The organism is Blastococcus sp. VKM Ac-2987, from assembly GCF_026967805.1.
Lineage (GTDB): Bacteria > Actinomycetota > Actinomycetes > Mycobacteriales > Geodermatophilaceae > Blastococcus.
Map to the genome: position 1 here is coordinate 190,378 of NZ_JAPVBG010000003.1, position 26,224 is coordinate 216,601.

Below are 26,224 nucleotides of genomic sequence, written 5' to 3' on the forward strand. Positions count from 1 at the left end.
CGGCTGGATCCGCAAATGTCGGACATTGACACCCGCCGCGTCGACTGCCTACGTTTCGGCGCAGGCCGCGAGACGCGAGAGGGCGGTGCGGAACAGTGCCATCGACGAGAAGCCGGGCGGGCTCCCCGCCACCCCTCGAGGGGCTCCGGGTGGTCGACATGTCGACGTCCTACGCCGGCCCGACCGCCTCCATGTACCTCGCCGACCTCGGCGCCGACGTCGTGAAGGTGGAGCGCCCGCGCACCGGTGACGACGCCCGCTCGTGGAGCCCGCCCAGCGTCGACGGCGCGTCCGCCTGGTTCGCCTCGGCCAACCGCAACAAGCGCAGCGTCGCGGTGGACCTCCGGTCCGCGGACGGGATCGCCGTCCTCCACCGGCTCCTCGCCGGCGCCGACGTCCTCGTCGAGAACCTCAACCCCGCCAAGCTCGCGGCCCTCGGGCTGGACCCGGACGAGGTCCGGGCCCGCCACCCGCGGCTGGTCTACTGCGCGATGTCGGGCCTCGGGCTGACCGGCCCCGACGCCGAACTGCCCGGGTACGACCTCGTCGCCCAGGCCCGGTCCGGCCTGATGTCGGTCACCGGCCCGGCGGGCGGGTCACCCGAGCGCGTCTCGACGGCGCTGTCCGACATCGTGACCGGCATGGCGGCGGCGCTGGCCGTCACCGCCGCCGTCGTCCGGCAGCGTGCCACCGGCCGGGGCGACCTCGTCGACGTCTCGCTCCTGGACTCCGACCTGGCCCTGCTCGCGCCCCGGGTCGCGGCCTACCTGGCCGGCGACCCGGAGCCGGTCCCCAGCGGCGGGACCGACTCGGTCCTGGCCGTCTACCAGCCGTTCCCCACGGCCGACCGGGTCATCGTCATCGCCATCGGCAACGACGTGATCTGGCGGCGGTTCTGCGCCGCCGTCGGCCTCCCCGGCCTCGCCGACGACGACCGGCTCCGCGACAACGCCGGGCGGCGGGCGCACCGGGGAGAGCTGGTCACCGCGATCACCGGGGTGCTCGCGGGACGGCCGGCGGCCGAGTGGCTGGCCGTCCTGGCGGACGCCGGCGTGCCGGCCTCCCTGGTGCAGGGGCTGGCCGAGGTGACGGCCGACCCGCAGGTGGTGGCCCGGGGCGCGATCCTGCCGGTCCCCGGGTCCGGCGGCGTGCTCAACGGCGTGCGCAGCCCCTTCCGGCTGGCGTCGATCCCCGAGCCCCGGAACGAGCGGTTCCCCGAGCTGGGCGAGCACACGGTGGAGGTGCTGCGGGAGGCCGGCTTCGACGCCGCGGCCATCGACCGGCTCCTCGCCTCCGGCGCGGTCGCCGAACCGGCCGCCACCGCGGGCAGGAGGGTGTCGTGAGCGGCTCCGCCGTCCTCGCGGTCGACCGGGACGGCCCGGTCGCGACCCTCCGGATCACCCGGCCCGAGGTGCACAACGCGCTGAACGCGCGGGTGCTGCGCGAGCTGGACGAGGCGGTCGCCGGGCTCCCGGCCGAGGGTGTCCGGGCGATCGTGCTCACCGGCACCGGGCACCGGGCCTTCAGCGCCGGCGCCGACCTCGACGAGCTCGCCGGGCTGTCGGCCGACGACGCCTACGACGTCCTCGCCGCCGGCCAGGCGGTGGTCGGGCGGGTGGAGCGCTGCCCGGTCCCGGTGATCGCCGCCGTGAACGGGCTCGCCCTGGGCGGCGGGTTCGAGCTGGTGCTGGCGTGCACGTTCGCCGTCCTCGCCGACAACGCCCAGCTCGGCCTGCCCGAGGCCGGGCTCGGGCTCATGCCCGGCTACGGCGGCACCCAGCGGCTGGCCCGCAGGGTCGGCCAGCCGGTGGCGGCGCACGCCATGCTCACCGGCGCCCGCATCCCGGCCGACCGCGCCCACGCCCTGGGCCTCACCCCGGTGCCACCGGTGCCGGTCGAGGAGGTGCTGGCGGCGGCGCAGGAGCTGGCCGGTCAGGTGGCGGCCCGCGGGCCCCGGGCGGTGCGGGCGGTCCTGCTGGCGCTGCGGCACGGCGCCGACGCGCCGCTGGAGACCGGCCTGGCGTTCGAGACGGCGCTGGCCGGCCTGGTCACCGGCGGCCCCGAGGCGGCCGAGGGCATCGCCGCCTTCCGGGCCCGCCGCCCGCCGCGGTTCGACGACCTGCCCGCGCGTCCGGAGGAGGAGCGATGACCGGGACCACTCCCGGCGGGGCGCCGCTGTTCGACGCCGAGCCGGACGCCTACCTCGCCCTGCACGGCGCGCTGGACGAGGAGGTCGCCGACGCGCTGCTCGACCCCCGGGAGCGCGCGGTGCGGACGCGCACCCGCGAGGTGGTCGCCGAGCACGTCGCCCCGGGAGCGGGGGCCCGCGACCGGGACCACGTCTTCGCCCACGACAGCTACCAGGCGCTCGCCCGGGCCGGCCTGGCCGGTCTGCTGGTCCCGGAGGAGTACGGCGGGACCGCGGACAGCACGGTGGCCTACGCGGCGGCGATGGAGGAGATCACGGCGGGCTGCCCGGCCACGAGCCTGGTCTACATGACCCAGATGCACGCCGCGTACCCGATCCTGCACTCGGGCGGCCCCGACCTGGCGCGGCAGTACGTCCCCGGCCTGGTCGACGGGAGCCGGTACGGCTCCCTCGGCGTCACCGAACCGGGGGCCGGCAGCGACGCCTCTGCCCTCCGGACGCTCGCGGTCGCCGAGACGGACGCGGACGGGCGGACCACCGGGTACGCGATCACCGGGTCGAAGACCTTCATCACCACCGGCGACCGCTCCGACGTGGTGGTCTGCTTCGCCACCGTCGACCCGCGGGCCGGCCGGCGGGGGATCACCGCGTTCGTCGTCGACGGCGACGCCCCGGGGCTCTCCCGGGGTGCGCCCATGAGCAAGACCGGGATGCACGGCTCCACCACCGCGGAGCTGTTCCTCGACCGGACGCCGGTGCCCGTGTCGCACCGCCTCGGCGGGGAGGGCGAGGGCTGGGCGATCGTCGTCAGCTCGGTGACGAAGTCGCGGATCAGCGCCGCCGCGCAGGGCGTCGGGCTGGCGAGGGGCGCCTACGCGCACGCGCTGGCCGCGCTGCACCGCGTGCACGGCGCCGACCTGCCGCCCGACGTGGCGTTCGTCCTCGCCGAGCTGCGCGGCGCGATCCTCCGCGGCCGGCTCACCCTCCTCGGCGTGGCCCGCGAGGTCGACCGGACCGGCGGGGCGACCGGCGGGGCGATCGGGCTGATGAAGCAGACCTGCACCGACATCGGCTGGCAGGTCGCCGTGGCGGCCACGAAGGTGCTCGGCCGGGTCGGCGACCTGTCCGAGCTCGGCATCGAGCGCTACCTGCGGGACGCCAAGGTGACCCAGATCTACGACGGGACCAACGAAGTGCAGCGACTCCTGATCGCCCGTGACACCGCCGGACGCCTGAAGGGGGCGCTCCGGTGACCGCCGCCCAGCAGCCCGCGGAGCAGCAGACCCTGACCGGCAAGGTCGCCGTCGTCACCGGCGCCGGCCGCGGGCTCGGCCGCGCGCTGGCGCTGGCGCTGGCCGGTGCGGGGGCCGACGTCGCGGTGGCCGCCCGCAGCCGCGACCAGCTGGAGTCCGTCGCCGCCGAGATCGAGGGCGCGGGACGGCGGGCGCTGGTCGTCCCGACCGACGTCACCGACCCCGCCGCCGTCCAGCGGCTGGTCGACACCACCGTCGCCGAGCTCGGCGGGCTCGACGTCCTGGTGAACAACTCCGGGGTCATCGACAGCACCCCGCTGCTGGAGCAGGACCCGGCCGACTGGGACCGGGTCCTGGACACCAACGTCCGCGGCACCTACCTGGCCACCCGCGCCGCCGGTGCGCACATGGTCGCCCAGGGCGCGGGCAAGGTCGTCAACATCGCCTCGAACTTCGCGTTCAAGGGAGTGCCCGGGCACGCGGCCTACTGCGCCTCCAAGGCCGCGGTCGTCGCGTTCACCCGGTCGATGGCCGTCGAGTGGGCCCGCCACGGGGTCCAGGTCAACGCCCTGGCACCCGGCTACTTCGCCACCGACATGAACGCGGACCTGCGGGCCGACGGCGAGGCGCTCTCCCGGGTGCTGCGCGCGGTCCCCGCCCGCCGGATGGGGGAGGCGCACGAACTGGCCCCCTGGCTGCTGCTGCTGGCCGGCCCTGCCTCGGACTTCATGACCGGCGAGGTGGTCGTCGTCGACGGCGGCCAGACCGCCCGATGACCGCACGACCGCACCAGACCACCGCTCCCGCGAGGAAGAGGACGAAGGACCGATGACCCAGGACCAGCTCACCGTCGCCGTGGTCGGCGGCGGCACGATGGGGGCGGGGATCGCCGTCGTGGCCGCCCGCGCGGGGCACCGCACCATCCTCCGTGACCTCGACGACGCCGCCGTGCAGCGCGGCCTCGACACCGTCGAGAGCTTCCTGCGCAGGAGCGCCTCGCTCGGCAAGCTCACCGACGACCAGCTCGGGACGGCGCTGGCCAACCTGTCGGGCACCACCGAGCTGCGTGACCTCGCCCCGGCCGACGTGGTCGTCGAGGCGGTGTTCGAGGACCTCGAGGTGAAGAAGACGCTCTTCGCCGAGCTCGACGACATCGTGTCCCGCGACGCGCTGCTGCACACCAACACCTCGACGCTGTCGGTCACCTCCATCGCGTCGGGCTCGCGGTATCCCGAGCGGGTCGTCGGCACGCACTACTGCAACCCGGCGCAGCTGATGAAGCTGGTCGAGGTGGCGGAGGGCCGGCACACCGCGTCGGAGGCCACGAAGCGGTCCCTGGAGTTCCTCGCCGGCGTGGGGAAGACGACGGTCATCACCAAGGACCGGCCCGGCTTCATCCTCAACCGCTTCCTCATCCCCTGGGAGAACAACTGCATCCGGGCCCTGGAGGCGGGGCTGGGCACCGTCGAGTCGATCGACCGGGCGGTGCTGGGGGCGCTGCGGCACCCCATGGGCCCCTTCCAGCTGCTCGACGTGGTGGGCCTCGACGTGCACAAGGCGGTGTCGATGCGGCTGTACGAGCAGCTGCGCGAGCCGCGGTTCGCGCCGCCGCCGCTGGTGGACCGCATGATCGCCGCCGGCGACCTGGGGCGGAAGACCGGCCGCGGCTTCTACACCTACGAGACCACCAAGGCCTTCGGTGCCTGAGGGCCGCAGCGATCGGAGTTCGAGCATGAGGACCTTTCCGCGGGTCGCCGTCCTGGGTCTCGGGACGATGGGGGCCGGGATCGCCCAGGTGGTGGCCGCCTCCGGCCGCGACGTCGTCGTCCTGGAGACCGACCGGGCGCGGATCGACCACGGCCTCGACGCGGTGCGCACCTTCCTCGACGGCGGGGTCGAGCGCGGCAGGACCACGTCCGAGCAGCGGGACGCCGTCCTCGGCCGGATCCGCGGCACGACCGACGTCGCCGAGCTCGCCGGGGTCGACCTGGTGATCGAGGCGGTCGTCGAGCAGCACGACGTCAAGGTGGAGCTGCTCGGCCGGGTCGCGGACGTCGTCGGTGCGGAGGCGGTGCTCACCACGAACACCTCGGCGCTGTCGGTGACCGACCTGGCCGCGTCCCTGGACGCCCCGGGCCGCATGGCCGGGCTGCACTTCTTCAACCCCGCGCCGGTGATGGCGCTGGTGGAGGTGGTGCGGGCGCTGCAGACCGACGACGGCGTCGTGGCCGACCTGGTCGCCTTCGTCGAGGACATCGGGAAGTCGCCGGTCGAGGTCAAGGACCGGCCCGGCTTCCTGGTCAACCGGCTGCTGATGCCCTACCTCAACGACGTCGTGCAGGAGTACGACGACGGGCTGGCCAGCGCCGAGGACATCGACGTCGCCATCCAGCTGGGTCTGGGCTACAAGCTCGGCCCCCTGGCGCTGCTCGACCTGATCGGCATCGACGTCCACCGGCACGCCACCGAGAGCGCCTACGCGGCGACGCTCGACCCCCAGTTCGCCCCACCGCCGCTGCTGCACCAGATGGTCGCGGCCGGCTACCTCGGCACCAAGAGCGGCCGCGGCTTCCGCGCGGGCGCGCCCGAGCACGGAGAGGTTCGATGAGCGACTACACCGATATCCGGACCGAGACCTCGGGGCCGGTCCTGACCCTGACCATCGACCGGCCGGACGCCGGGAACAAGCTGCGGGTGCAGACCCTGCTGGAGCTCAAGGACGCCCTCCAGCGGTTCCGCACCGACCCCGGGCTGCGCGCCGCGGTGCTCACCGGCGCCGGCGACAAGTTCTTCTGCATCGGCGGGGAGCACGACGAGACCACCTCGCTGGACTACTCGCAGGTGCTGCCGATCATCGACGTGTACGAGGCGATCGACACCATCGCCAAGCCGGTGGTCGCGGCGGTGAACGGCTTCGCGGTCGGCGGCGGCAACGTGCTGCACAACATCTGCGACCTGACCATCGCGTCGGAGAACGCGGTCTTCCGGCAGGTCGGCCCCATGGTGGGCAGCTTCGACGCCGGCTACGGCACCTGGTACCTGGAGGACTCCATCGGCCGGAAGCGGGCCAAGGAGATGTGGTACCTCAACCGGAAGTACACCGCGGCCCAGGCGCTGGCCATGGGGCTGGTCAACGAGGTGGTCCCGGCCGGTCAGGCGGTGTCGCGGGCGCAGGAGGTGGCCGCGGAGATCGCCACCCGCAGCCCGATGGCCATCGGCGCGCTCAAGGGCGCCTTCTCCGCCCGCCACACCGGCGTCATCGGGCAGGCACGGATGGCCCACGACCAGCAGCTCACCCTCTACCTGGCCACCAAGGAGGCGCACGAGACCGGGGACGCCTTCGGCGCCAAGCGGACGCCGGACCCGGAAACCTTCTGGTCGTGAGGCGGCCCTGGGCCGGCCCCCGGCTCGACGACGACCAGCAGGCGGTCCTCGACCTGGTCGACGACCTCGCCGCCGACCGGCTCGCCCGCGTGGGCGACGACCGGCCGGACGACGTCGACGCCGCGCGGCGCACCCTGGCCGAGCAGGGGCTGTGGACGCTGGGCGTCGCGGAGCCCGACGGCGGCGGGGGAGCGGCGGCCCCCACCATGCTCGTCGCCCTCGCCCGGCTCGCCGGGACGTGGCCGGCCCTGGCGTGGGCCTCGGTGCAGGCGCACGCCGCGGCGCCGGTCCTGGCCGCCGTCGGCCGGATGCCCGCGCTGCTCGACGGGCTGCACGACGGGGCACCGGTCGCGGTGGCGGCGGTCGACCCGGGGTCGGTGACGCTGACCGGCGGGCGGCTGACCGGCGTCCTCGACCGGATCGACCCGGCCGGCCGGGAGCCGCGGCTGGTGGTGCTGCTGGACGCCGGCACCGCCGTCCTGGTCCCGCCGGAGGGGGTCTCGTTCGGGCCCCCGGTCGCCCGCACGGGGTTCGACGGGGCGCTGACCGTGGGCGTCCGGCTCGACGCGGCGGTGCCCGGGGACTCCGTGCTGCGCGGACCGCAGGCCGGGCGGGCCCGCGCCCTGCTGGACGCCGGCGCGGCCGCCGTCGCCGCCGGGATCGCCGAGGCAGCGGCCGCCGTGGCGCTGGAGTACAGCGCCGGCCGCGTGCAGTTCGGCGCCCCGCTCACCGACCTCCCGACCGTCCGCGCGTCGCTGTCGGCGCAGGCCGCGGCCGCCCGGGCCCTCCTCGTCGGTGCGGTCACCGCCGACCTCGACCGGCCCGACGCCCTGGCCGCCGCGCTGCTCCCGGCCTGCGACGCGGCCCTCGACGTGGCAGCGGCCGCGGTGCAGTCGCACGGCGGCTACGGCTACATGACCGAGTACCCCGTGGAGGGCCTGCTGCGGGACGCGGTGTCGCTGCGGGCCGCCTCCGGTGCCGTCGAGGCCGCCCGGTCGGCGGCGCGCACGCTGGTGGGGGCGGGCGGGTGAGCGCCGCGGGGAACGGCCGGCCGGCACCGCCCCTGGCCGGGATCCGGGTGCTCGACTTCTCCGCCCTGCTCCCCGGACCGCTGGCGACGCTGCTGCTGGCCGAGGCGGGCGCGGAGGTGCTCCAGGTGGAGCGGCCCCCGCACGGCGACGAGATGCGCGGCTACGTGCCCCGGCTGGGGGACAGCAGCGCCAACTACGCGCTGCTCAACCGGGGGAAGCGCAGCGCGGCGGTCGACCTCAAGGACCCCGCCGTCCGCGACCGGCTGCTCGCCCTGGCCCCCGAGGTGGACGTCGTCGTCGAGCAGTTCCGGCCCGGCGTCATGGACCGGCTCGGGCTGGGCTACGAGGACTTCCGCGCCGTCGCCCCCGGGATCGTCTACTGCTCGATCACCGGCTACGGCCAGACCGGGCCGGCGGCCGGACGGGCCGGGCACGACCTGAACTACCTCGCCGAGTCCGGCCTGCTCGGGGTGGTCGTCGACGAGCACGGTGACCCGCACCTGCCCCCGACGGTGATCGCCGACATCGCCGGCGGCACGTACCCGGCGGTGCTGAACGTCCTGCTGGCCCTCTTCCGGCGGCAGACCACCGGCGAGGGCTGCCACCTCGACATCGGCATGACCCCGAACCTGAGCACCCTCGCGTACGGCTACCTCGCCACCCACGCGGGCAGCGGGACCTGGCCGGAGCCCGGCCGCGACCTGCTCACCGGCGGCAGCCCCCGGTACCACCTGTACCGGACCGCCGACGGCCGGCACGTGGCCGCCGCGCCCCTCGAGGAGCGCTTCTGGCAGCGCTTCTGCGACCTCGTGGACCTGCCCGGGCCGCTTCGGTCCGACGCCGGCCGGGAGGACGAGGTGATCGCCGCGGTCGCCGAGCGGATCGCCGCCCACCCCGCCGCCCACTGGAGCGAGCGCTTCGCCGGCGAGGACGTGTGCTGCTGCGTCGTCGCCACGCTCGAGGAAGCCGCGGGCAGCCAGACCCTGCGCACCCGGTCCGGGCACCGGGTGGCCGGACCCGGGTTCGACGTCAGCGCGCTGCCCGTCCCGGTCGTGGACCAGCTCCGGTCGCAGCCCAGGTCCCTGCCCTACCCGCCGCTGCGGACCGGCCCGGAGGCGCTGACCTTCGACCGGGCCGCCGGCCCGTCCGAGAGGTCCGCATGAGAGCCGCACTGGTGCAGGAGTTCGGCCCGCCGGAGAGCCTCGTTCCCGGCGAGCTCGCCGATCCGGTGGCCGGGCCCGGCGAGGTGCTCGTCGAGGTGGCGGCGGCCGGGGTCAACTTCCCCGACGTCCTCGTCGTCGCCGGCAGCTACCAGATCCTCCCCGAACGCCCGTTCAGCCCCGGCAAGGAGATCGCCGGCACCGTCCGTGCGCTGGGTGAGGGCGTGGACCGCCTCGCCGTCGGCGACCGGGTCCTGGCCCAGATCGAGCACGGCGGCTACGCGGAGTTGGTCGCCGTGCCCGAGCCCCAGGTGGTGGCGCTGCCGGACGAGGTGCCCTTCGTCGACGCCGCCGCCTTCGGACTCGGCGCGATCACCGCGCACTTCGCCCTGGTGCGGCGGGCCGGCCTGCGCCCGGGGGAGACCGTCCTGGTCACCGGCGCGGGTGGCGGCGTCGGCTCGGCCGGCGTGCAGCTCGCCAAGGCGCTCGGCGCCACGGTCATCGCCGTGGCCCAGGACGAGGAGCGCGCGGCGCTCGCCCGTCAGCAGGGCGCCGACTCCGTGGTGACGGCCGGCCCGGGCCTGCGGGACGAGGTGCTGGCGCTGACCGGGGGCCGCGGCGCCGACGTCGTCCTCGAGCTGGTGGGCGGCGAGGTGTTCGCGCAGTCGCTGCGCTGCACCGCATGGGAGGGGCGGCTGGTCGTGATCGGGTTCGCCTCCGGCGACCTGCCGACGATCAAGGCCGGCCACGTCCTGGTGAAGAACATCGCCGTCCTGGGGCTGCAGGTGTCCGACTACCGCGACCGCGAGCCGGAGTCGGTGCGGGCCGCGATCGAGCACCTGCTGCAGCTGTACGTCGACGGGCGGCTCACCGTCCCGGTCGCCCGCACCTACCCCCTCGAGCAGGCCGGTGCCGCCCTCGAGGCCGTCCGGGCCGGCAGCGTCGCCGGCAAGGTCGTTCTCACCTGCACCCCGGCCGCCGCCGGACCGAGCTGAGCCCTGCTTCCGAGCCCCACCGACCCGTACGAGGAGCGATCGTGGTGACCGATCAGCGAACCAGCCAGCCGTCCCCTGCCGCGGAAGCGCATCCCGGCATCCGGCCCGACAGCCGGCTGACCGCCGGGCTCGCCCGCGACTACGAGCAGAGCGGGGCGTGGGTCGCCGAGCCGCTCCGCGCGCTGCTCACGGCCGCGGCCGCCGAGCACCCGGAGCGGGTGGCGGCGGTCGACCGGGTCAGCGGGGCGCCGGGCGCCCGGCGGACGACCTACGCCGAGCTCGACGAGCGGGCCTCGCGGTACGCCCGCGGGCTGCACGCCCTGGGCGTCCGGCCCGGCGACTTCGTGGCGGTGATGCTGCCGAACTCGACCGACTTCGCGGCGCTCATCTTCGCGATCAACGAGCTGGGCGCCGTCTACAGCGGCATCCCGGTGGCCTACGGCGAGCGGGAGGTGGAGGTCATCCTGCGCCGGACCGGCGCCGCCGTCGTGGTGGTGGCGGAGCGGTTCGGCAGCAACAGCCCGCGCGCGCTGGTGCAGCGCCTGCGCAGCGGGCTGCCGTCGGTCCGGCACGTCGTGGTGGCCGGCGACCCGGCCGGCGAGGACCCGGCCGGCGACGGCGTCCGGCCGCTGTCCTCGCTCCTGGACGCCCCCGAGGTGGAGCTGCGCGCGCCCGACCCGCGCGCGCTGTGCCACGTCGGCTTCACCTCGGGCACGACCGGGGAGCCCAAGGGGGTCATGAACACCTCCCAGACGCTGTCCGCCGTGCTGCGGAACTGGGTCGCGCACATGGGCCGGGAGACCTTCGGCGAGCCCCTGGTCAACCTGGTCGCCTCGCCGGTCGGGCACCACACCGGCTTCCTGTGGGGCGTCCTGCTGACCACCTACCTGCGCGGCACGGCGGTGTACCTGGACCGCTGGGTGCCCGAGCAGGCGGTCGCCGTGGTGCGGGAGGAGGGCGTCACGACCATGTTCTCGGCGCCCACGTTCCTGCAGGACCTCGTGCTCACCGAGCTGGCGAACGACGAGGAGTGCTCGCTGCGCACCGTGGTGCTGGCCGGCGCCCCCGTGCCGCGGACCCTGCCGACGGTGGCCGGCGAGCTCTTCGGCTGCTACGTCTGCCCGGCCTGGGGCATGACCGAGCTGGGCATCGGGATCTCCTGCACACCCGCCCTGCCGGCCGCCGCGCAGGCGACCGACGGCGTCCCCGTGCCGGGCACCGACGTCAGCGTCGTCGACACGGCGGGGGAGGAGGCCCCGCCCGGGGTCATCGGCGCGCTGCGGATCCGGGGGCCCGGGCTCTTCCTGGGCTACCTCGACCTGCCGGAGGCGACCGCCCGGGAGATCGACGCCGACGGCTGGTTCACCACCGGCGACACCGCCCGGCGCACCGAGGAGGGGTACGTGCTGCTCGAGGGGCGCACGAAGGACATCGTCATCCGCGGCGGGGAGAACATCCCGGTGACCGTGGTGGAGAGCATGCTGTTCCAGCACCCGCAGATCGTCGAGGCCTCGGTCATCGGGATCCCCGACGTCCGGCTGGGCGAGCGGGCCTGCGCGGTCGTCGTGCCGCAGGGCACCGCCACGCCCACGCTGGCGCAGGTGTGCGACTTCCTCCTGGCCCAGGGATTGAGCAAGCACTTCCTGCCCGAGCGGCTGGAGCTGGTCGACTCGCTGCCCAAGACACCCAGCGGCAAGATCCGCAAGGTGGAGCTGCGCACCCGGTACACGGCCTCGTGAGCACCCTCTTCGTGGGCCTGGGCCGCATGGGCGCACCGATGGCGCGCCGCCACGCCGACCGGTTCGACACCGTGCTGCTCGACGCCGACCCCGCGGTCGCCGCCGCACTGGCCGACGAGCTGGGCTGCCGGGCCCTGCCGACGTCGGCGGAGCTCCCGGGCGACGTCGACACCGTCGTCCTCATGCTGCCCGACAGCCGGGTCGTCGAGGCGGTGCTCCTGACCGACGGGCTGCTCGACCGGCTGCCGTCCGGCGCGCTGGTCATCGACATGGGCTCCTCCGAGCCGGCGAGCACCCAGCGGCTGGCCGCCGAGGCCCGGGCGCGCGGCACCGGGTACGTGGACGCGCCCGTCTCCGGGGGCGTGGCCCGCGCCGTCACCGGGGAGCTGTCGATCATGGTCGGGGGCGATCCGGCGGACGTCGAGCGCGCCCGGCCGCACCTGGAACCCCTCGGGGGCTCGGTGACCGTGGTCGGTGCTGCCGGCGCCGGCCACGCCGCGAAGGCGCTGAACAACCTGCTGTCGGCGACGAACCTGGCGGCCGCCGCCGAGGTGCTCACCGTCGCCGCGGGCTTCGGCATCGCGCCAGAGGTGATGGTCGAGGTGCTCAACACCTCCACCGGCCGGTCCCAGGCCACCGAGGTCAAGTACCCCAAGCACGTCCTGACCGGCAGCTACGACTCCGGCTTCGCCATGGACCTGATGATCAAGGACCTGGGCATCGCCCGGTCGCTGGCCGCGGCGCAGCAGGCGAGCATCCCGGTCACCGACGCCGCGTACGCCGCGGCGCTCGGGGCCCGCGAGGCCCTCGGCGGGGCCGGCCTCGACCACACCGAGATCGCCCGCCACTACGAGTCGGTCAACCGGACCTCGCTGCGCAGCGGGACCGGGGACCGGCAGGCACGACCCACCACCGACGACGAGGAGATCCCGTGACCGACGACCCGCAGGCCTACATCGACGAGATGGCCCGATCACGGGGCTACGTCCTCGACTACCACAAGGTCATGGCCAAGCACGACTTCCCGGTGCTGCAGGCGGCCAACGGGCTGGTCGGGGCGGCCTACCTGGACCAGCGCCGGCTGGACCGGAAGACCAAGGAGCTGATCTTCATCGTCAGCCTGACGGTGATCCGCGCGTCCAAGGGGCACATCCAGAGCCACATCCGGGTGGCGCTGGACCTGGGCGTCAGCCCCGAGGAGATCCTCGAGGCGATCGAGATCGCGCTGCCCGAGGCCGGGATCGTGGCGTTCCAGGCCGGCTTCGACGCGTGGCGCGAGGTCGTCGACGCCGACGGCCTGGAGCCGTCGGTCGCCGTGCACGAGGGCGGCCGCGGGGCCTGATGGCCAGGGCCGGGGAGGCGGCGGTCATGCCGGCCGGGGCGGGAGCGGGTGCCGCGCCGGACGACGTCTACGAGGTGGTCGTCGTCCGGCACGGCACCCGCCGGGCGCGGCGGAGCGAGGTGTTCCTGAACTACGCGCAGTACGGCGAGCCGGACGCCGACTTCACCGTCGACTACTACCTGTGGATCCTGCGCAGCCCGAGCACGACCGTCCTGGTCGACACCGGGTTCGGCAGCGGTCCGGCGGAGGCACGCGGGCGCACGGTGCTGATCGACCCCGCCGAGGCCTACCGGCGGCTGGGCGTGGACACCGCGGCGCCGCAGACCCTGGTCGTCACCCACGCGCACTACGACCACATCGGCAACGTCGGGCTGTTCCGCGCGGCGACGGTCGTGGTCAGCGACGCCGAGGTCGACTTCTGGACCTCCCCGATGGCGGCCAAGCCGCTGATCGGGCACTTCACCGAGGCCGACGAGGTGGCGGCGCTGACCCGGGCCGAGGCCGAGGGGCGGCTGCGCCGGTTCTCCGGCTCCCTGGAGGTGGCGCCGGGCGTCGTCGTCACCGAGGTGGGCGGGCACACGCCGGGGCAGGCCATGGTCACCGTGCGCACCGCCGCGGGCGTCGTGCTGCTGGCCTCCGACGCCGTGCACTTCACCGAGGAGCTGGAGCGGGACATGCCCTTCATCGCGGTCACCGACCTGCCCGGCCTCTACCGGGGTCTGCAGACGGTCCGCGACCTGGTCGCCTCCGGGGCGGTGGACCACGTCCTCACCGGCCACGACGCCGGCGTGCTCGACCGGCTCGAACCGGTGTCCCCGGAGCTGGCCGGCATCGCCGGGGTGCTCGGCAGGCTGCCGGCATGACCGGGCGCGAGTGGCTGACCGGCTGGGCCCGCACGGTGGCCGCCGACCCGGAGAACGCGCACATCGGGCGGTTCTCCGTCTTCACCGCCCGCCTCCGCGACGACCGCGGGGAGGACGTGCTGCTCCGCTACGACCGGGGCGCGGTCGGCATCGACGACGGCGGGCCCGGCGCCGACCTGGAGCTGCGCGGGCCGGCCGCCGCCTGGCGGGAGCTGGTCGACGACCGCGCCGCGCCGCGCCGGCACGACCTGCTGGCCCTGACCAAGGTGGCCGACGGCATCGAGGTGGTGGCCGGCCGGGAGCAGCTCGTCCGGCACCTGCGGGTGATCACCCGCCTCGTGGAGCTCGGCCGGCTGCACGGCCGGGCAGCGGCGCACGGCACCGGCGCGGACGGGGGGACCGGGCGGTGATCGAGGACATCGTGGGCCGGTACGTCCACCTCCGCTCGTCCGGCGCGGACCACCGGGTCTACTTCGAGGAGGCGGGCAGCGGGCCGGTGCTGCTCGCCCTGCACACCGCCGGGTCGGACAGCCGCCAGTTCCGGCACCTGCTGACCGACCCGGAGGTGACCGGCCGGCACCGGGTGGTCGCCTTCGACCTCCCCTGGCACGGCCGGTCGCTGCCGCCGGAGGGGTGGTGGACGGAGGAGTACCTGCTCACCACCGACCGCTACGTGGCGATCGTCGAGGACGTGTGCGAGGCGCTGGCCCTGGACCGGCCGATCGTGCTCGGCTGCTCCATGGGCGGCTCGCTGGTGCTCGAGCTGGCCCGGCGGGACCCCGATCGCTGGGGCGGGGTGATCGGGCTGTCCGGTGCGCTGCACGTCGAGGGGCGGTTCCAGGACTGGTCGCTGCACCCCGACATCAACGCCCAGCAGGCCGTCGCCTCCTGGACGGCGAGCCTGATGTCGCCGGCCAGCCCCGAGGTCTCCCGCCGGGAGGTGTGGTGGACCTACAGCCAGGGCGGCCCGGGGATCTACCGGGGCGACACCTACTTCTACTCGGAGGACCTGGACCTGCGCGGGCGGGCGGGGGAGATCGACACCGCGCGGTGCCCGGTGTACCTGCTGACCGGCGAGTACGACCACGCCTGCAGCCCGGAGGACACCGCCGCCGCCCTCGCCGCCGTCCCGGGTGCCCGCGGCGGCACCATGCCGGGGATCGGGCACTTCCCCATGGCCGTGAACTACCCCCTGTTCCGCACCCACCTGCTGCCGGTGCTGGCCGAGCTGGCTGCGGCCCGCACCGGTGCCGGCCCGGCCGAGCCCCCGGAGGACCGTCCATGAGTGCCGTCGACGCCCACTGCCACGTCTTCGTCGCCGACGGCGTCGACATGTCCCGGCTCGTCGGCGGGGCCGCCTACCAGCCGCCACCGGTCGACGTGCACGACCACGCCGAGCAGCTGCGGGCCGCCGGCTGCGACCGGGGGGTGCTGGTCCAGCCCAGCGCCTTCGGCGACGACCACCGCTGCCTGCTGGCCGCGCTGCGGACCCGGCCCGAGGCGCTGCGCGGCGTGGCGTGCGTCGCGCCGGGCACGTCCCCGGAGAAGCTGGCCGAGCTGCACGCCGCAGGCGTCCGCGGCACGCGCGTGCAGGACGGCTACCCCGGCGGGGTGCCGGTGGAGGCCCTCGTCGAGGTCGGCGAGATGGTGGCGCCCCTGGGCTGGCACATCGAGGTCTGGACCGATGTCCGCCGGCACCTCGACCGGCTCGGCGACGACGTCCGCCGCTGCCCGGTGCCGGTGGTGCTGGACCACCTCGGCTACCTGCCGTCCGACGTCGGGCTGGACCACCCCGCCATGCGGCTGGTGCTGGAGCTGCTCGCCGAGGACCAGGTCTGGGTGACGCTGTCCGGGCTGGAGCGGCTGCTGCCGGCCGGCGTCGAGGCGGAGGCCGGCAGCGCCGCGTACGCCGCGGCGTGGGCGGAGCACGAGGAGGCGATCGCCGCGCGGGTCCGCGCGCTGGCCGAGGTCCGGCCGCAGAACCTGCTGTGGGGCAGCGACTGGCCGCACGTGGGCCTGCACCTGCCCGTGCCCGACGGCGCCGGCATGCGTGCGCGCCTGGAGCGCTGGCTGCCCGACCCCGCCGTCCAGCACGCCGTCCTGGTCGACAACCCCACCCGCCGGTACGGCTTCGGCCCCGCCGGTCCGGTGCCGCCCGAGCCGGATGGGCCCGGAGCGGGCAGGGTGTGACCCAGGGCTCCGCTCGACCCGCTCCCCGCCGACCCGTCAGGAGACCTGGATGGCCTCGTTCACGTTCAGCCAGCTCAGCCCCACCGCCTACCTCGAGAGGTCGGCGCGGGTGTTCCCCGATCGCACCGCGATCATCGACGGCGACCGTCGCTTCACCTACCGGCAGTTCGCCGACCGGTCCCGCCGGCTGGCCGGCGGGCTGGCCGCGCGCGGCATCGCACCCGGCGACCGGGTGGCGGCGCTGTGCGCGAACAGCGCCACGATGCTCGAGCTGCACAACGGGATCCCGTGGGCCGGCGCGGTGATCGTGCCGCTGAACACCCGGCTCTCCCCGGGGGAGCTCGGCTACGTCCTGGAGCACTCCGGGGCCTCGCTCCTGGTCGCCGACCCGCAGTTCGCCGAGACCGCGACCGAGGTGGCCGGGGCCGCCGGCATCCCGCTGGTGCTGGCCGGTGACCAGGACAGCGAGTACGAGCAGCTGCTGGCCGGAGGGGAGCCGCTGGCGCTGCCCTGCGCGGACGAGACCGGGCTGCTGGCGCTGAACTACACGTCCGGGACGACGGGACGGCCGAAGGGCGTGATGTACGCGCACCGCGGCGCCTACCTGCAGGCCCTGGCGATGGCCATGCACACCGGCCTCGGCACCACGAGCCAGTACCTCTGGACGCTGCCGATGTTCCACTGCAACGGCTGGTGCTTCCCGTGGGCGGTCTCGGCGGCCGGCGCCACCCACGTCTGCCTGCCGCGCGTCGAGCCCTCCCGCATCTGGCAGCTGCTGCGCACCGAGGGCATCACCCACTTCAGCGCGGCCCCCACCGTGCTGACGATGATCCTCAACGCCGACGAGGCGGCCGAGGGGCCGGTGGACCCGCGGGTGGAGGTGCAGACCGGTGGCGCGCCGCCCACGCCGACGCTGCTGGCGCGCATGTCGGCGCTGAACATGGACGTCACCCACCTGTACGGCCTCACCGAGACCTACGGGCCGCTGGCGCTCAACGAGTGGCACCCGGAGTGGGACGACCTGGGCGCCGACCAGCAGGCCGAGCTCAAGGCCCGGCAGGGCGTGGGCAACGTGGTCGCCGATCCGCTGCGCGTCGTGGACGACAACGGCGCCGACGTGCCCCGCGACGCGACGACCGTCGGGGAGATCGTCGCCCGTGGCAACGACGTGATGCTCGGCTACTACCGCGACGACGAGGCCACCGCGGCGGTCACGCTCGCCGACGCGGACGGGCAGCGGGGCTGGTTCCGCACCGGGGACCTCGCGGTCGTCCACCCGGACGGCTACGTGGAGATCCGGGACCGCAGCAAGGACATCATCATCTCCGGGGGCGAGAACATCTCCTCGGTGGAGATCGAGCGGGCCCTCGACGCGCACCCCGCCGTCGTCGAGTCCGCCGTGGTCGCCGAGCCGCACGAGAAGTGGGGCGAGGTGCCGGTGGCCTACGTGACCCTGCGGCCCGGGGCGGAGGTCGGCGACCAGGAACTGGCCGACTTCGTCCGGTCCCGGCTGGCCGCGTTCAAGACGCCGAAGCGCTTCGTCCGCGGGGAGCTCCCGAAGACCTCCACGGGCAAGGTGCAGAAGAACCTGCTGCGCGAGCAGCACGGCTGACCCCGCCCGCCGACCACGGCAGCACCCGCTGCCGACCCACGACACGCAAACGGAGAACACCATGGCGATCGCCACGATCAACCCGGCCACCGGGGAGACGTTGAAGACGTTCGAGCCGCTCACCGACGAGGCCCTGGAGGAGAAGCTGGCCCGGGCCGCGGAGGCGTTCGCGGCCTACCGGCTGACCTCGCCGGCGGAACGGGCCGGCTGGCTGCGGGCGGCGGCGGATGTGCTCGAAGGCGACGTGGACGCCGTCGCCGAGCTGATGGTCACCGAGATGGGCAAGACGCTGGCGTCGGCGAAGGCGGAGGCGGGCAAGTGCGTGGCGGCGTTGCGCTGGTACGCCGAGCGGGGGCCGGCGATGCTGGAGCCGCAGGTGAAGGACGCGGCGGCGGTGGGCGCGGAGCGGGCGTTCGTGGTGCACCAGCCGTTGGGGGTGGTGCTGGCGATCATGCCGTGGAACTTCCCGTTGTGGCAGGCGATGCGGTTCGCCGCCCCGGCCCTGATGGCCGGCAACGTGGGCCTGCTCAAGCACGCCAGCAACGTGCCGCAGACGGCGCTGTACCTCGAGGAGCTGTTCAGCCGGGCGGGGTTCCCGGCGGGGGTGTTCCAGACGTTGCTGATCGGCTCGGGCACCGTGGAGCGGGTGCTGCGCGATGACCGGGTGGTGGCGGCGACGTTGACCGGGAGCGGGCCGGCGGGTCAGTCGGTGGCCGCGATCGCCGGGGACGTGCTCAAGCCCACGGTGCTGGAGCTGGGTGGGTCCGATCCGTTCATCGTGATGCCCTCGGCGCACCTGGAGACCGCCGCGGAGGTGGCGACCACGGCGCGGAACCAGAACAACGGGCAGAGCTGCATCGCCGCGAAGCGGTTCTTCGTGCACCGGGAGGTGGCCGAGGAGTTCACCCGGCTGTTCGCCGAGAAGATCGGCGCCCTGACCGTCGGGGACCCGATGGACCCCGACACGCAGATCGGTCCGCTGGCCACCGAGTCCGGGGTGCAGGACGTCGAGGAGTACGTCGAGGACGCCCGCGCCAAGGGCGCCAGCGTGGTGGTCGGCGGCGCGCGCGTGGAGCGGCCGGGCTGGTTCTACGAGCCCACCCTGGTGAGCGGGGTGACCCCGGAGATGCGGATGCACTCCGAGGAGGTCTTCGGGCCGGTCGCGGCGCTGTACACGGTGGACTCGCTGGAGGAGGCGATCGAGATCGCCAACAGCCACGTGTACGGGCTGGGGTCGAACCTGTGGAGCGAGGACGAGGACGAGCGCGCGCAGTTCGTCCGGGACATCGCCTCGGGCATGGCGTTCATCAACGGGATGACCGCCAGCTACCCGGAGCTGCCCTTCGGCGGGATCAAGCAGAGCGGCTACGGCCGGGAACTGACCGACGTCGGCATGTACGAGTTCACGAACGCCAAGACCGTGTGGGTCGGCGGACCCAGCGACGCCCAGGCCAAGGGCAGCACCGCCGGAGCCGCCGCCGAGTGAGCCCAGCCAGGTCCGGTCGCAGTACAGGTGCACGTGCAGGAAGGAGCGGTGGATGCGCGCGGTGACGATGACGGGGTCCGGTGGCCCGGAGGTGCTCGGCTGGGGGGAGGCGCCCGACCCGGTGTGCGGTCCGGAGGAGGTGGTCGTCGACGTCGTCGCCGCGGCCGTCAACCGCGCCGACATCATGCAGCGGGAGGGGAACTACCCACCGCCACCGGGCGCCAGCGAGATCCTCGGGCTGGAGTGCAGCGGCGTCATCAGCGAGGTCGGCCCGGAGGTGACCGGGTGGTCCGTCGGTGACGAGGTGTGCGCGCTGCTCTCCGGCGGCGGCTACGCCGAGCGGGTGGCCGTGCCCGCCACCCAGCTGCTGCCACCGCCCGCCGGGATGGACCTGGTGAGCGCCGCCGCCCTCCCGGAGGTCGTCTGCACGGTGTGGTCGAACGTCTTCATGCTCGCGGGGCTGCGCGCCGGGCAGGTGTTCCTCGTGCACGGCGGCTCGAGCGGCATCGGGACGATGGCGATCCAGCTGGCCGCCCGCGCCGGGGCGCGGGTGGCCACCACCGCCGGCAGCGCGGCGAAGCTCGACGTCTGCCGTGAGCTCGGGGCCGACATCCTGGTGAACTACCGGGAGCAGGACTTCGTGGCCGAGGTGCGGCAGGCCACCGACGGGCACGGCGCCGACGTCGTGCTGGACAACATGGGCGCCGCCTACCTGGGGCGCAACGTCGACGTCCTGGCCACCGGCGGCCGGCTGGTGACGATCGGCATGCAGGGCGGCACGCGCGGGGAGCTGGACTTCGGCGTCCTCATGCGGAAGCGGGGGACCGTGCACGCCACCACGCTGCGCGGCCGCCCCGCCACGGGGCCGGGCAGCAAGGCGGAGGTGGTCGCCGCCGTGCGCGCCGACGTCTGGCCCGACGTCGAGGCAGGAACGATCCGGCCGGTCGTGGACAGCCGGCTGCCGATGAGCCGGGCGGCCGAGGCGCACGCGCTGCTGGAGGGCAGCAGCCACGTGGGCAAGGTGCTGCTGCTAACGGCGGGCTGACCCCGCCTGGCGCTGCGCGGCCAGGGCGGAGACCGCCGCGAAACCGCCGCTGAGCAGGGCGGCCCGGCGGTAGCGGGGGAGGGCCAGCACCGGCAGCATGCTCGCCGCGTGCAGGCCGTCCACCGCCGCCGACAGGCGCAGCGTGGCGGGTTCCGGCGAGACCAGCACTGCCACGTGCTGGGCGACCAGCCGGGCACCGAGCACCCGGGCGATCCACAGCCGGCGGTGCGGGAAGCGCGGGGCCAACCGCTCGGTGAGCGGGGCCGCGCGGACGAGCAGGGCCAGACCGGCGGCCAGCCCGACGGCGGACGCGATGCGGGCAGCCGGTCGCCGGCCGTGGTCGAGGGTGGTACTCAGCGGAACACCTCCGAGGGGGAACAGGTACCTGGGCGCTGTCCGGCTCTGCCCACCTGGCCTGGGCAGAGCCGGACTGCGCCCGGGTGGTACCCCCGCAGGCCCGGCGGACGCACGGCACTCCGCCGGTTTGCGGCCGGTCAGCGACGGGTGGCGGGCTCGGCCGGCGCGGCGGCCGGGCGGCCCGACGGCACGGCGGTCGTCGCGTCCCGGTTCTCCGGCAGCGGGGCGAACCCGCGCAGCCGCAGGCTGTTGGAGACGACGAACACGGAGCTGAACGCCATGGCGGCGCCGGCGATCATCGGGTTGAGCAGCCCCGCGGCGGCCAGCGGGAGCGCGGCCACGTTGTAGGCGAACGCCCAGAACAGGTTGCCCTTGATGGTGGTCAGCGTCCGGCGGGAGAGCCGGATGGCGTCGGCGGCGGCCCGCAGGTCCCCGCGCACCAGGGTCAGGTCGCTCGCCTGGATCGCGACGTCGGTCCCGGTGCCCATCGCCAGCCCGAGGTCGGCCTGCGCCAGGGCCGGCGCGTCGTTCACGCCGTCGCCCACCATCGCCACCGTGCGGCCCTCGTCCTGGAGCCGGCGGACCACGTCCACCTTGTCCTGGGGCAGCACCTCGGCGATCACCTCGTCGATGCCCACCTGGGCGGCGACGGCCCGCGCGGCCGGCTCGTTGTCACCGGTGAGCAGGATCGGGGTCAGCCCGAGAGCACGCAGCTGGGCGACGGCCCGGGCGGAGGTGTCCTTGACCGCGTCGGCGACCACGAGCACGCCGCGGGCCGCGCCGTCCCAGCCGACCGCGATCGCGGTGCGGCCGGCGCCCTCGGCGTCGGTGACGGCCCGGTCGAGGGAGGCGGGCAGCGGCATCGCCCAGTCGGCCAGCAGCCGTCGCCGGCCGACCACCACCGCCGCCCCCTCGACCACGCCCTGGACGCCGAGCCCCTCCACGTTGGCGAAGTCGGCCACCGCCGGGAGCGGGTCGGTCCGCTCGGCCGCCCCCCGGGCGACCGCCTGGGCGATCGGGTGCTCGGAGGCCGACTCCAGCGCACCGGCCAGCTGCAGCACCCGGTCGGCGTCCTCACCGGCGGCGGGGACGACGTCCAGCAGGGTCATGCGGCCGGTCGTGACCGTGCCCGTCTTGTCCAGGACGACGGTGTCCACCCGGCGGGTGGACTCCAGCACCTCCGGGCCCTTGATGAGGATGCCCAGCTGGGCGCCGCGGCCGGTGCCGACCATCAGCGCGGTCGGCGTGGCCAGGCCCAGCGCGCACGGGCAGGCGATGATCAGCACCGCGACGGCGGCGGTGAAGGCGGCCGGCAGGCCCGCGCCGGTCCCGATCCAGAAGCCGAGCGTGGCCACGGTCAGGGCCAGGACGACCGGCACGAAGACGCCGGAGATCCGGTCGGCGAGGCGCTGCACCTCGGCCTTGCCGTTCTGCGCGTCCTCGACCAGCCGCGCCATCTGGGCCAGCTGGGTGTCGCTGCCGACCCGGGTGGCGCGCACGACCAGCCGGCCCCCGGCGTTGACGGTTCCCCCGGTGACGACGTCGCCGGGGCGGACCTCGACGGGCACCGACTCGCCGGTCAGCATCGAGGCGTCGACGGCGGAGGAGCCCTCGATGACCTCGCCGTCGGCGGCGATCTTCTCGCCCGGGCGGACGACGAACAGGTCCCCGGGCCCCAGCTCGGCCACCGGGACCCGTCGCTCCGTGCCGCCGCGCAGCACCGTGACGTCCTTGGCGCCGAGCTCGAGCAGCGCGCGCAGGGCCGCCCCGGCCCGCCGCTTGGAGCGGGCCTCGAACCAGCGGCCGGCGAGGATGAACGTCGTCACCCCGGCGGCGGCCTCGAGGTAGATGTTGGCGCTGCCGTCGGTGCGGGCGATCGTCAGCTCGAAGGGGTGGGTCATGCCGGGGATGCCGGCGGTGCCCCAGAACAGCGCGTAGAGCGACCAGCCGAAGGCGGCGAGCGTGCCCAGCGACACCAGCGTGTCCATGGTGGCCGCCCCGTGCCGCAGGTTGGTCCAGGCGGCCCGGTGGAACGGCAGGCCGCCCCACACGACGACCGGCGCGGCCAGGGTCAGCGACAGCCACTGCCAGTACTCGAACTGCAGCACCGGGACCATGGCCAGCGCGATCACCGGCACGCTGAGCAGCGCGGAGACCACCAGCCGGGTGCGCAGCGCGCGCACCGGCTCGTCGGCCGGGTCCGCCTCGGCCTCGGCGGCGAGCTCCGGCCGCGGGGGCTCGGGCAGGCGCGCCTGGTAGCCGGTCTTCTCCACCGTGGCGATCAGGTCGTCGGTGCTGACGCCGTCGGCGTAGCTGACCTTCGCCTTCTCGGTGGCGTAGTTGACGGTGGCGGTGACGCCGTCGAGCTTGTTCAGCTTCTTCTCGACGCGGGCGGCGCACGACGCGCAGGTCATGCCGCCGATGAGCAGCTCGACGTCGCTGGTGGCGGTGCCAGGGGCGGTGGTCACGATCCGTGCTCCTCGTGCGGCTCGACGGGCACCGTGAACGCGGCCGTGTGCACGGCGTCGCCGTGCCGGAAGTCCAGGAACAGCCGGTAGGTGCCCGTCGATGGGGCGGTGGTGACGAACGGGACGTGCGGCCCCGGGGCGGCCGAGGTGCCCTCGTGCTCGGCGGGGTGCACGTGGAGGTAGGCGAGGTCGCCGTCGCGCAGCGCCACCAGGTGCCCGTAGGCGCCGAGGTAGGGCTGCAGGTCGGTGACCGGGACGCCGTCGCGGCTCACGCTCAAGGTCAGCTCCGACTCCTCGCCCGGGACGAGCTCCCCGGTCAGGACGACGGTGTAGCCGTCCACCTGGGCGACGGCCGACGGGGCGGGCAGCGGTTCGGGGGCGTAGTCGCCGGGGACGGCGAGGTCCGCGCCGAGCACGCGGTTCGCGCCGTCGGCCGCGGCGGTGAAGTCGGCGAACAGCCGCCAGGTGCCCGGCTCGAGCGCCAGGGGGGCCCGCCAGGCGCCGTCGTCCCCGAGCTCGGGGTGCACGTGCTGGTAGCCGCTGAGGTCGCGGCGGACGGCGATCAGGTGCAGGTCGACGTCGTGCTCGGTGTCGTACGCGGTCACCGGGGAGCCGTCGGGCCCCAGGACGGTGAACGCGACCGGGGTGGCCGGACCCGCCGGAGCGGTGTCGTCGGCCAGGGCGAGGGTGTAGCCGTCCGCGCTGACCGTCAGCCCGCCCGGCTCGTCCGCCGGCGCGGGGGCGGCGGAACCGCCGCCCCCGTGGCCGGGCCCGGCCACGGCGTGCCCGGCTCCGCCGGTGCCAGCGGTCCCGCCGGTGTCCCCGGCCGGGCCGATCGGGCCTACCGCGGAGCCCACGCCGACCGCGGCGCCGAAGACGGCGACCAGGCCGACGGCGAACGCGGCGATCTTCGTGGGGGTGTTCATGGCGCCGGCCGCGTCAGCGGCCGCTCACCTCGTATCCGGCTTCCTCGACGGCGGCGCGGACGGCGGTCTCGTCGACCGGCTGCTCGCTGGTGACGGTCAGGCCGCCGGTGGCCAGGTCGACGTCGACCCCGGTCACGCCCGGCACCTTCGAGACCTCCTCGGTCACCGAGTTGACGCAGTGGCCGCAGGTCATGCCGGTCACGGTGTAGCTGGCGGTGGTGGTCACGGGGGTTCCTCTCGGGGGGGTGCGGATGATCAGGAGCGGACGAGGCGGGCGATGGCCTCGGTGGCCTCGCGGACCTTCTCCTCGGCCTCGCGACCGCCGGCCCGCGCGGCGTCGACCACGCAGTGGCTGAGGTGCTCCTCGAGCAACCCCAGCGAGACCGCCTGCAGCGCCTTCGTCATGGCCGAGACCTGGGTGAGGATGTCGATGCAGTACTTCTCGTCCTCCACCATGCGCTGCAGGCCCCGGGCCTGGCCCTCGATCCGGCGCAGCCGCTTGAGGTAGTCGTCCTTGCGGTGGATGTAGCCGTGCGCGTGGTCGTGGGCGGCGCAACCGCTGTCGGTCGTGTCCACGTCGTCCTCCTGTCGGCACCGCGGGTGCGGCGTCGAGAAGAACCATACCCCCCTAGGGTTATCCGTCAAGTCCGTCGGTGCGCTCCCGGAGCCGGTCCAGGTCCGCCCGCGCAGAGGCCAGCTCGTCCTGCAGCCCGACGATCACCTCGGCCGAGGCGACCGGGTGGCCGTCGTCGAGCAGTACCCGCATCCGGGCGGCCAGCACCAGCTGTCGGCGGGAGTACCGGCGGTGGCCACCGGGCGAGCGGTGGGGCCGGAGGATGCCGGAGCTGTCGAGGCTGCGCAGGAACGCGGCCTGCACGCCGAGCAGCTCCGCGGCCTGGCTCATCGTCATCGCCGGGTACTCGGGGTCGTCGAGCCGGCGCAGCGGGTCCGCGGGGTCGGGTGTCATCGCGCGCCTCCGGATCGGGGCGCCCGGTCGGGCGCCGGACGGCGCAGGGGCCGGGCCCGAGGCGGGCCCGGCCCCTGCGGTGGTGCCGGTCGGGTGGGAGTCAGCTCTCGACCGCCGGCTGGTCGCCGTCGATGGTGCGCGCCTCGACGGCCGCCGGTGCGTCCGCCCGCGTCACGGTGATCTTCCGCGCCCTGGCCTTCTCGGCGATCGGGATGCTGATGCTCAGCACGCCGTCGTGGTAGCTCGCCTCGAGCCGGTCGGTGTCGAGGCTGCGACCGAGCACCAGCTGGCGGGTGTAGCTGCCGAACGGGCGCTCGGCGATCGCCCACTCCGCGTTCTCCAGCTGGGGGACCGAGCGCTCGGCGGTGACGGTGAGGGTGTTGCCCTCGACCGACAGGTCGATCGAGCCCGGGTCGACCCCCGGCAGGTCGAAGTGGGCGACGAAGTTGTCGCCGACCCGGTAGGCGTCCATCGGCATCCCCGACAGCGGGCGCGCGGTGGTGGCGCCGGAGCGGCCGGTGAGCTGGTCCAGCGCCCGGAAGGCGTTGGACGTGGCGGCGAACGGGTCGTAAGCGGTCAGCATCATGGCTGGAACCTCCTGGACGGTCGATCTGGTGTTCGCTGCCCGAGGTAGAACCTCTAGTGGCGACTGGAGATTACCTCGGCAGCGCGTACATGTAACGTGCCTTCGCGCTGAATGTTCCCGCGACCTCCCGGCCGGGACACCCCGGGGCCGGTGCGTGAACCGGTGCCCCGCGGGGCAACGACCTCCTCGTGGAGGAGACGAGCACCACGCCTCAGGACACGCACCCGGACACGACGGCCGCCGAGCCCCCCGTGTCGCACACGGTGGAGGGGGAGACGGCCCGGATCACCGTCGGCGGTGAGCTGACCGAGGCCGCCCGCCGCCCGCTGGTGCGCACCGTGACCGATCTGCTGCTCACCGAGCACTCGCTGCGCCGGGTGGAGCTGGACCTCCGGCAGGTCCCCTTCATGAACTCCGCGGGGCTGGCCGTGCTGGTCCAGCTGCAGAAGCTGGGCGTCCCGCGGGCCATCGACACCGCGCTGGTGGACCCACCACCGTCGGTCGCGCGCCCGCTGCAGCTCACCGGGCTCTGGCACCGGTTCACCGTCGTCGACGCCGGCGGCACGGTCTCGGCCGAGGCGACGGCCGACGGCCGCCCCGGCTCGCGGGGCGCCGAGCACTCCTAGTCCGGTGTCGGGCGCTGCCCGGGGACGCCGGGGCTCCTAGCCTGA

General features: G+C 74.9%; 28 protein-coding genes. 21 read left to right on the forward strand and 7 right to left on the reverse strand.

Features of this window, described 5'->3' with window-relative positions; translation table 11 throughout:
- The first annotated feature begins 95 nt into the window (after nucleotides 1–95).
- The 20 genes from O2W17_RS16215 to O2W17_RS16310 all read left to right on the forward strand — a co-directional run bounded on the left by O2W17_RS16215 (nucleotide 96) and on the right by O2W17_RS16310 (nucleotide 20,249).
- Nucleotides 96–1,343 (forward strand): CaiB/BaiF CoA transferase family protein, encoded by a 1,248-nt coding sequence (locus O2W17_RS16215; RefSeq protein ID WP_269193474.1) that lies wholly within the window; start codon nucleotides 96–98, stop codon nucleotides 1,341–1,343.
- The gene (locus O2W17_RS16220; RefSeq protein ID WP_269193475.1) at nucleotides 1,340–2,149 is read left to right on the forward strand and encodes an enoyl-CoA hydratase/isomerase family protein; all 810 of its coding nucleotides are present in this window, start codon (nucleotides 1,340–1,342) and stop codon (nucleotides 2,147–2,149) included. Before O2W17_RS16215 ends, O2W17_RS16220 begins: the two co-directional genes overlap by 4 nt.
- Complete coding sequence (locus tag O2W17_RS16225; RefSeq protein ID WP_269193476.1) at nucleotides 2,146–3,402, forward strand: acyl-CoA dehydrogenase family protein; 1,257 nt, start codon at nucleotides 2,146–2,148, stop codon at nucleotides 3,400–3,402. Before O2W17_RS16220 ends, O2W17_RS16225 begins: the two co-directional genes overlap by 4 nt.
- A complete protein-coding gene (locus tag O2W17_RS16230; RefSeq protein WP_269193477.1) occupies nucleotides 3,399–4,178 on the forward strand; it encodes an SDR family NAD(P)-dependent oxidoreductase in 780 nt (259 codons plus the stop codon). Before O2W17_RS16225 ends, O2W17_RS16230 begins: the two co-directional genes overlap by 4 nt.
- 52 nt (nucleotides 4,179–4,230) lie before the next feature.
- The gene (locus O2W17_RS16235; protein ID WP_269193478.1) at nucleotides 4,231–5,109 is read left to right on the forward strand and encodes a 3-hydroxyacyl-CoA dehydrogenase family protein; all 879 of its coding nucleotides are present in this window, start codon (nucleotides 4,231–4,233) and stop codon (nucleotides 5,107–5,109) included.
- Nucleotides 5,110–5,134: 25 nt separating this feature from the next.
- Complete coding sequence (locus O2W17_RS16240) at nucleotides 5,135–6,010, forward strand: 3-hydroxyacyl-CoA dehydrogenase family protein (protein ID WP_269193479.1); 876 nt, start codon at nucleotides 5,135–5,137, stop codon at nucleotides 6,008–6,010.
- A complete protein-coding gene (locus O2W17_RS16245; RefSeq protein WP_269193480.1) occupies nucleotides 6,007–6,786 on the forward strand; it encodes an enoyl-CoA hydratase-related protein in 780 nt (259 codons plus the stop codon). The genes O2W17_RS16240 and O2W17_RS16245 overlap by 4 nt, the downstream gene beginning before the upstream one ends.
- On the forward strand, nucleotides 6,783–7,817 hold the full coding sequence (locus tag O2W17_RS16250; protein WP_269193481.1) for an acyl-CoA dehydrogenase family protein: 1,035 nt from the start codon (nucleotides 6,783–6,785) through the stop codon (nucleotides 7,815–7,817). Before O2W17_RS16245 ends, O2W17_RS16250 begins: the two co-directional genes overlap by 4 nt.
- Nucleotides 7,814–8,980, forward strand: coding sequence for a CaiB/BaiF CoA transferase family protein (locus tag O2W17_RS16255; protein ID WP_269193482.1), 1,167 nt, complete (start codon nucleotides 7,814–7,816; stop codon nucleotides 8,978–8,980). The genes O2W17_RS16250 and O2W17_RS16255 overlap by 4 nt, the downstream gene beginning before the upstream one ends.
- Nucleotides 8,977–9,972 (forward strand): NADPH:quinone oxidoreductase family protein, encoded by a 996-nt coding sequence (locus tag O2W17_RS16260; protein WP_269193483.1) that lies wholly within the window; start codon nucleotides 8,977–8,979, stop codon nucleotides 9,970–9,972. Before O2W17_RS16255 ends, O2W17_RS16260 begins: the two co-directional genes overlap by 4 nt.
- A 44-nt stretch (nucleotides 9,973–10,016) precedes the next feature.
- Entirely contained in the window at nucleotides 10,017–11,711 is a 1,695-nt protein-coding gene (locus tag O2W17_RS16265) for an AMP-binding protein (RefSeq protein WP_269193484.1), read from the forward strand.
- The gene (locus tag O2W17_RS16270; protein ID WP_269193485.1) at nucleotides 11,708–12,646 is read left to right on the forward strand and encodes an NAD(P)-dependent oxidoreductase; all 939 of its coding nucleotides are present in this window, start codon (nucleotides 11,708–11,710) and stop codon (nucleotides 12,644–12,646) included. Before O2W17_RS16265 ends, O2W17_RS16270 begins: the two co-directional genes overlap by 4 nt.
- Nucleotides 12,643–13,053, forward strand: coding sequence for a carboxymuconolactone decarboxylase family protein (locus O2W17_RS16275; protein ID WP_269193486.1), 411 nt, complete (start codon nucleotides 12,643–12,645; stop codon nucleotides 13,051–13,053). Before O2W17_RS16270 ends, O2W17_RS16275 begins: the two co-directional genes overlap by 4 nt.
- A gap of 26 nt (nucleotides 13,054–13,079) precedes the next feature.
- Complete coding sequence (locus O2W17_RS16280; protein WP_269193487.1) at nucleotides 13,080–13,916, forward strand: N-acyl homoserine lactonase family protein; 837 nt, start codon at nucleotides 13,080–13,082, stop codon at nucleotides 13,914–13,916.
- Entirely contained in the window at nucleotides 13,913–14,326 is a 414-nt protein-coding gene (locus tag O2W17_RS16285) for a hypothetical protein (RefSeq protein WP_269193488.1), read from the forward strand. Before O2W17_RS16280 ends, O2W17_RS16285 begins: the two co-directional genes overlap by 4 nt.
- Nucleotides 14,323–15,201: an alpha/beta fold hydrolase gene (locus O2W17_RS16290; RefSeq protein ID WP_269193489.1), complete on the forward strand. Its 879-nt coding sequence runs from the start codon at nucleotides 14,323–14,325 to the stop codon at nucleotides 15,199–15,201. Before O2W17_RS16285 ends, O2W17_RS16290 begins: the two co-directional genes overlap by 4 nt.
- Nucleotides 15,198–16,106 carry an amidohydrolase family protein gene (locus O2W17_RS16295; protein ID WP_269193490.1) on the forward strand — a complete coding sequence of 303 codons (909 nt, stop codon included), beginning with the start codon at nucleotides 15,198–15,200 and terminating at the stop codon, nucleotides 16,104–16,106. Before O2W17_RS16290 ends, O2W17_RS16295 begins: the two co-directional genes overlap by 4 nt.
- A 49-nt stretch (nucleotides 16,107–16,155) precedes the next feature.
- Entirely contained in the window at nucleotides 16,156–17,718 is a 1,563-nt protein-coding gene (locus O2W17_RS16300; protein WP_269193491.1) for an acyl--CoA ligase family protein, read from the forward strand.
- Nucleotides 17,719–17,779: 61 nt separating this feature from the next.
- A complete protein-coding gene (locus tag O2W17_RS16305; RefSeq protein WP_269193492.1) occupies nucleotides 17,780–19,204 on the forward strand; it encodes an NADP-dependent succinic semialdehyde dehydrogenase in 1,425 nt (474 codons plus the stop codon).
- Nucleotides 19,205–19,256: 52 nt separating this feature from the next.
- Entirely contained in the window at nucleotides 19,257–20,249 is a 993-nt protein-coding gene (locus O2W17_RS16310; protein ID WP_269193493.1) for an NAD(P)H-quinone oxidoreductase, read from the forward strand.
- Here O2W17_RS16310 and O2W17_RS16315 read toward each other — a convergent pair.
- The 7 genes from O2W17_RS16315 to O2W17_RS16345 form a co-directional block, all read right to left on the reverse strand.
- Nucleotides 20,235–20,495, reverse strand: a complete 261-nt coding sequence (locus O2W17_RS16315) for a hypothetical protein (RefSeq protein ID WP_269193494.1) — start codon at nucleotides 20,493–20,495, stop codon at nucleotides 20,235–20,237. The two genes, O2W17_RS16310 and O2W17_RS16315, sit on opposite strands and share 15 nt — an antisense overlap.
- A 248-nt stretch (nucleotides 20,496–20,743) precedes the next feature.
- Nucleotides 20,744–23,020: a heavy metal translocating P-type ATPase gene (locus tag O2W17_RS16320; protein WP_269194391.1), complete on the reverse strand. Its 2,277-nt coding sequence runs from the start codon at nucleotides 23,018–23,020 to the stop codon at nucleotides 20,744–20,746.
- Nucleotides 23,021–23,070: 50 nt separating this feature from the next.
- Nucleotides 23,071–24,000 (reverse strand): hypothetical protein, encoded by a 930-nt coding sequence (locus tag O2W17_RS16325; protein WP_269193495.1) that lies wholly within the window; start codon nucleotides 23,998–24,000, stop codon nucleotides 23,071–23,073.
- A 13-nt stretch (nucleotides 24,001–24,013) separates the two neighbouring features.
- Nucleotides 24,014–24,226, reverse strand: a complete 213-nt coding sequence (locus O2W17_RS16330; RefSeq protein ID WP_269193496.1) for a heavy-metal-associated domain-containing protein — start codon at nucleotides 24,224–24,226, stop codon at nucleotides 24,014–24,016.
- A gap of 29 nt (nucleotides 24,227–24,255) precedes the next feature.
- Nucleotides 24,256–24,576: a metal-sensitive transcriptional regulator gene (locus O2W17_RS16335; protein ID WP_442864581.1), complete on the reverse strand. Its 321-nt coding sequence runs from the start codon at nucleotides 24,574–24,576 to the stop codon at nucleotides 24,256–24,258.
- A 58-nt stretch (nucleotides 24,577–24,634) separates the two neighbouring features.
- On the reverse strand, nucleotides 24,635–24,967 hold the full coding sequence (locus O2W17_RS16340) for a MerR family transcriptional regulator (RefSeq protein WP_269193497.1): 333 nt from the start codon (nucleotides 24,965–24,967) through the stop codon (nucleotides 24,635–24,637).
- A gap of 100 nt (nucleotides 24,968–25,067) precedes the next feature.
- Nucleotides 25,068–25,553, reverse strand: coding sequence for an Hsp20/alpha crystallin family protein (locus O2W17_RS16345; protein WP_269193498.1), 486 nt, complete (start codon nucleotides 25,551–25,553; stop codon nucleotides 25,068–25,070).
- A 188-nt stretch (nucleotides 25,554–25,741) separates the two neighbouring features.
- Here O2W17_RS16345 and O2W17_RS16350 point away from each other — a divergent pair, with 188 nt between their 5' ends.
- Nucleotides 25,742–26,179, forward strand: a complete 438-nt coding sequence (locus O2W17_RS16350; RefSeq protein ID WP_269193499.1) for an STAS domain-containing protein — start codon at nucleotides 25,742–25,744, stop codon at nucleotides 26,177–26,179.
- The last annotated feature ends 45 nt before the right edge of the window (nucleotides 26,180–26,224 follow it).